Genomic DNA, 4,969 nt, shown 5'->3' with positions numbered 1-4,969 from the left:
CCCGCGTGTCAGGGCCCACGAGGGGCGACTGGGGGAACCGGTGCCCGCGGTCTCGGCGAGGACCGGTGGCCGGTGGCCGTCATCCGCCGCCGTACCGGCACCGGTTGCCAGCTGATGCCCAGCCTGACCGTCCGTCGTGGCGATCGCGCCGGTGGGCCGGGCGTCGGCGGGTGCCGGGTCCGCGAAAGCCACCCCGAGCAGGACGAGGAGCAGCAGCAGACCGAGCAGACCTGCGGGACGCGGCCAGCGGCGGCCGGGGCGGTAGGACACGGCGCATCCGTTTCGTTGATCGACAGGCGTTGCAGCCTAACGGCATTCGGCCTGCCGCGATGTCCGTGGTGCCGTCACGGGTGCCGTTGCCCGAGCGGGCGACCGTGCCTGAGCCGTTCGTCCGGTGGTCGCCTGATAGTCCCTTCAGGAGGGTGGAGCGACGTCTACCACGGGGGATTTACATGACTGAGTTGAATCGACGTGCGCTGCTGCGTACCGCCGCACTCGGCGCGGCTGCGGCGACCGGACTGGCCGGCGGGCTGACCGCCGTGGCGCCCGCCGCGGCTGAGGAGTCCACCGAGGTGGTCAACGGTCCGTGGCTGGTCAGCGTCGGCTCGGGTGTCCTCCAGATCAACCCGGGGCACACTACTCCGCAGCAGCTGCTGACCACCGGCGACCAGGCCACCACGTCTGCTGACGGCCGACACGTGGCCGTCATCAACCTCAGCTACCCGAACGAGGCCGTCGCGCCCAACCTGTCCCTGCTCGATCGGGTCACCGGCGAGGTCCGGAAGCTGATCAGCGACCCGTTCGGCGTCTACTACGAAAGCCCGACCTGGTCCCCGGACGGCACGCAGGTCGCCCTGGTCGTCAACCACGACACGCTGGTCACGGTCGACGTGGCCACCGGCGCTCGGCGGGTGCTCGTCCAAGGGCACAACATGGCCCGACCCAACTGGTCGCGGGACGGCTCCATGATCGTCATGCGCTGGGTCAGCCGTTCCGAGGGCCCGCAGTTGCGTGCGCTCGAACTGGCCACCGGGAAGGTTCGGCGAGTCTACGTACCCGACGTCGGTGAGAGGTTCGACTGGCCGGTCTTCATGCCCAACTCCGAGCGGGTGGTGTTCTGCACCAACCGATGGACCCGCGATGTCGACATTGTCGGCGGGTCGCTCGGCTCGGTGCGGATCGACGGCACCGGCCTAAAGCGGCTCACCGACGAGCCTCGGGTGTACCTGTCGCCGGTGTTCTCGCCCGACGGCCGCTACTGCGCCGCGCTGTCGGTGCCGCCCACCAACGAGTACCCGGACGGCGGCAACATCATCGTCACGACCCGGGGTTTCGACGCGACGTGGTGGATTCCCGGCGACGAGTACGACGACAGCAGCCGGCTGGACTGGGCGCGCGCCCTCTGACCTCGGCGGGACCGACGCGGCGGCCGGAAATCCGGTCGCCGCGTCGTCGTTCCTGAGCCCGATTCCCCGTCGCCGTCCGGCTGCGGTGCGAGGCTGAGGGGCGGGCGCCGCCGCCCGGCGGACGACCGCAGTGGAGGGTGCGATGGTCAAGCCCCGGAGCGGGGCCACGTCGGGCAGCGCCCAGGCGCACGGCCGGCGGGCCAACCGGCGCAGCTACCACGACGGTATGCAGGTCAACGGGTACGTCGACGACCCGTACCACCGGATCCGGCGGGCGGTCGCGGCCCGGATGGTGGCCGACGGCCTGGTCGTAAACGGGCCGGTGCTGGAGTTGGGCTGCGGACCGCGGAGCATGCTCGACCCGACGGACCTGCCCGGCCCGCTGGTGGTGGCGGACATGGCAGAGCTCGCCCTGGCCGACGCCCGGCGGGCCGCGGGTGCCGGCGCGCTGCCGGTCTGTCTGGATGCGACCCGTGGCCTGCCGTTCCGGGCGGGCAGCTTCGCCGGGCTGGTGGCCGGTGAGTTGATCGAGCACGTCTACGATCCGGTGGCGCTGCTGCGCGAGTGCCACCGGGTGCTGGCCCCGGACGGGTTGCTGGTGCTCACCACCCCGAACCTGGCCACCGTGCAGGACCGGCTGGGCTTCCTGGTCGGCCGGGCGCCGCGCCAGGTGGACCCGTTGCACCCCTACCTGTGGCTGCACATCCGGCCGTTCACCGCGTCGCTACTGCGCCGGGTGCTGCGGCGGGCCGGGTTCGCGCCGCTGGCGATCCGCTCCAACCACGTCGGCTGGCGGCTGCCGAGCGGCCGCTGGCTCACCTCCCGTCTGCTCGCCCAGCTGGCACCCGGGCTGGGCGGCTCACTGATCTGCGCGGCCCGCCGCATGGCCGGACCGCCGTCACCCAGCGTCACGGGGCGGCGGAACGACCGCCGATTGTGATATTGACATAGGGCTATCATGGGGGAACCGCCAGTGACCGGGGGACGTCATGGCCCGCCTCTTCGCCTGGGTCGTCAACAATCTCGATGCCTTCATCGGGCTGCTCCTGGCCTTGACCGTCGCCGTTCTCGGCCTCACCAGCACGGTCAGCCAGGAGGTGGTCAACAGCGCCATCCTGCTGATCCTCGCCCTGCTCGCCCAGGCCATGCTGCGCGACCGGCTGCACCGGGAGACCGCCGAGACCGAGGTGCAGCACGTCATCACCGACACCCGGGACCGGCTCACCGAACTCGTCCCGCAGATGCGCGAGATCACCGGCCCGGAAGGCGCGCTGAACCGGGCCCGGGAGGCGATCGACAGCGTCTCGATGGTCCGGGTGCTCAACGGCACCGAGGTCGGACAGGCGCTCGCCGACGCCCGCCGGCACACCGACCGGTGGACCTTCAAGGGCGGCACCGGCACCTACACCCGGGCGGTCACGCTGCCGGAGTGCCTGGAGCACGCCCGCCGGCGCAACGCCACCCTCCACTTCGCCATCGAGATCATCGACCCGACCGATGAGGACGTCTGCGAGCGGTACGCTCGGTTCCGGCGCAGCCTGGCCCCCGACGCGCCGGGGGAGCGGTGGACGGTCGACCGCACCCGCAAGGAGTCGTTCGCCACCGTGCTGGCCGCCTGCTGGCACCTGCAGCGTTCCGGCCTGCTCACCATCGACGTGCGGCTCTCGTCGCAGCTGACCACGTTCCGCTACGACCTCTCGTCGAGCTGCGTCATCATCACCCAGGAGAATCCGCAGACCCCGGCGCTGCGCATCGACCGCAAGGAGCTCTACTACAACCGGTACAACATCGAGCTGCAGTACAGCCGCGAGCAGAGCCGACGGGTGCCCATCGAGGCGGCCGCGCCGGTCAAGCTCGACGACGAGCCCTCCGTCGAGCAGGTCCGTCGGCTGTTCACCGCGCTCGGCCTGCCGGTGCCCCGTTCGTTCGGCGACCGCGAGGTGGCCGACATCGTGGGCAAGGCCATCCAGGCGAGGAACCCGTACGCATGATGACCTACACCGACCTCGAACGGGAGATCGACCGGGGCACCCGTCCGGAGTTGCTCCGCCGCTGGGTGCTGGACGTGCTCACCGACGTCGCGGAGGGCCGCCGGCCGCTGCGCGCGGTACGCCACCCGCTCGGCTTCACCTGCCTGCCCGTGGACCGCACCGGCCCGGACGGGATCTGCGTGCACGCCTGGCCGGCCGAGCCGCCGGAGATCAGCCCCACCACGTCCACCATGCACGCGCACAGCTGGGACCTGCTCAGCCACGTGCTGCACGGGCGCGTCCACAACGAGCTGATCGAGGTGACCGACGAGGCCGCCGACCCGGCCTGGCGGGTGTACGAGGTGCGCAGCCGCGACGACGTCGACGAGATGGCCGCCACCGACCGCCTGGTGACCGCGGCGACCGCCACTGTGGAGACACACTCCGCGGGCGACTCGTACGCGCTGCGCGCCGGCGGGTTCCACACCTCCGAGGTGGATCCTGGGCAGCCGGCCGTGACCGTTGCGCTCGGGCGGACCACCCCCGGCGGCTGCGACCTGAGTCTCGGCGCGCTGGACGGGCGCAGCCACCGGGTGCGCCGGGACCGGTGCGGCGCGGCGGAGACCGCCCGGGTGGCCCGGGAGATCGCTCGACTGGTGGCACGGGGCTGAGGGGTGGAGGAGCCATGAACGAGGAGCCCGGCAGAAGCGGCCTCGACCTGGATGAGGCGCACCGGTTTGCGGTGGACACCGCCCGCGCCGCCGGGCACCTGCTCCGCCGGGGCGTACGGGGCGACGTGCACGCCCGCGCCAAGAGCGCCTCCGGTGATCTGGTCACCGACCTGGACCTGGCCGCCGAACGGCTGATCGTCGACCGGATCCGGGCCCGCTGGCCGCGGCACGGGGTGATCGCCGAGGAGGGCGGCGAGTACGCGGTCGGCGACGCCTGGTCGTGGCTGGTGGACCCGCTGGACGGCACCAACAACGTGGCGATCGGACTGCCCGCGTACGTGGTCGGCATCGCGCTCTGCGACCGGGGTTCGCCGGTGCTCGGGGTGGTGCACGATCCGGTCGCCGGCCGCACCTGGTCGGCGGTCCGCGGGCAGGGCGCGTTCGTGCACGCCGGCGGCCCGGCCGGTGTGCCGCTGCGGGCGCCACGCCGTCCGGTACCGGCAGCGCCCGTGCTGGCCTGGACCCAGGGCCACGAGGTACGCCGGGACGACAGCACCGCCCGCGCCTTGAAGGTGGTGCTGGACTCCACCGCCCGGCGGGTGCTGCAACTGTGGGCGCCACTGCTGTCCTGGGTGATGCTGGCCCGCGGCGACATCGACGGGATCGTCGGCTACCGCCCCGAGGCGGTGGACCTGCCGGCCGGGATGCTGCTCGCCGCCGAGGCCGGCATGGCGGTACGCGGGCTCGACGGCGGCTGCTTCGACGACCGGTACGGCTGCCCGGCGGAGCGGCGCAGCTTCGTCGCCGGCCCACCGGAGACCATCGACCGGCTGGTCAAGCTGGTCACCGCAGCACAGTGGATCGAGCCGCAGGTCCGCCAGCTCACCCCGATCACCCTCACCACCGTCGGCTGGTGAGCGAG

At 72.4% G+C, this 4,969-nt stretch carries 6 protein-coding genes; 5 read left to right on the top strand and 1 reads right to left on the bottom strand.

From position 1 onward, the window contains the following. Positions 1 to 270 (bottom strand): hypothetical protein (locus DKL51_RS35750; protein WP_221623195.1); only part of this gene is annotated, 270 nt, incomplete at its 3' end. Positions 271 to 452: 182 nt separating this feature from the next. On the opposite strand from DKL51_RS35750, the gene DKL51_RS16370 reads away from it, so the two are divergent. From DKL51_RS16370 to DKL51_RS16350, 5 genes are all read left to right on the top strand, one after another. Continuing rightward, on the top strand, positions 453 to 1,406 hold the full coding sequence (locus DKL51_RS16370; RefSeq protein ID WP_109966681.1) for a TolB family protein: 954 nt from the start codon (positions 453 to 455) through the stop codon (positions 1,404 to 1,406). Positions 1,407 to 1,548: 142 nt separating this feature from the next. Beyond that, positions 1,549 to 2,346 (top strand): class I SAM-dependent methyltransferase, encoded by a 798-nt coding sequence (locus DKL51_RS16365; protein WP_109944102.1) that lies wholly within the window; start codon positions 1,549 to 1,551, stop codon positions 2,344 to 2,346. 49 nt (positions 2,347 to 2,395) lie between these two features. Then, entirely contained in the window at positions 2,396 to 3,397 is a 1,002-nt protein-coding gene (locus DKL51_RS16360; RefSeq protein ID WP_109944096.1) for a hypothetical protein, read from the top strand. After that, the gene (locus DKL51_RS16355) at positions 3,394 to 4,047 is read left to right on the top strand and encodes a hypothetical protein (RefSeq protein ID WP_109944097.1); all 654 of its coding nucleotides are present in this window, start codon (positions 3,394 to 3,396) and stop codon (positions 4,045 to 4,047) included. The genes DKL51_RS16360 and DKL51_RS16355 overlap by 4 nt, the downstream gene beginning before the upstream one ends. Before the next feature lie 14 nt (positions 4,048 to 4,061). Next, complete coding sequence (locus tag DKL51_RS16350) at positions 4,062 to 4,964, top strand: inositol monophosphatase family protein (protein ID WP_109944098.1); 903 nt, start codon at positions 4,062 to 4,064, stop codon at positions 4,962 to 4,964. Positions 4,965 to 4,969: the final 5 nt, after the last annotated feature.

The sequence above is a fragment of the Micromonospora globispora genome, assembly GCF_003857015.1.
GTDB lineage: Bacteria > Actinomycetota > Actinomycetes > Mycobacteriales > Micromonosporaceae > Micromonospora > Micromonospora globispora.
Note: the sequence above shows the minus strand (reverse complement) of the source record. Positions and strands in the feature narration are given on the sequence as shown.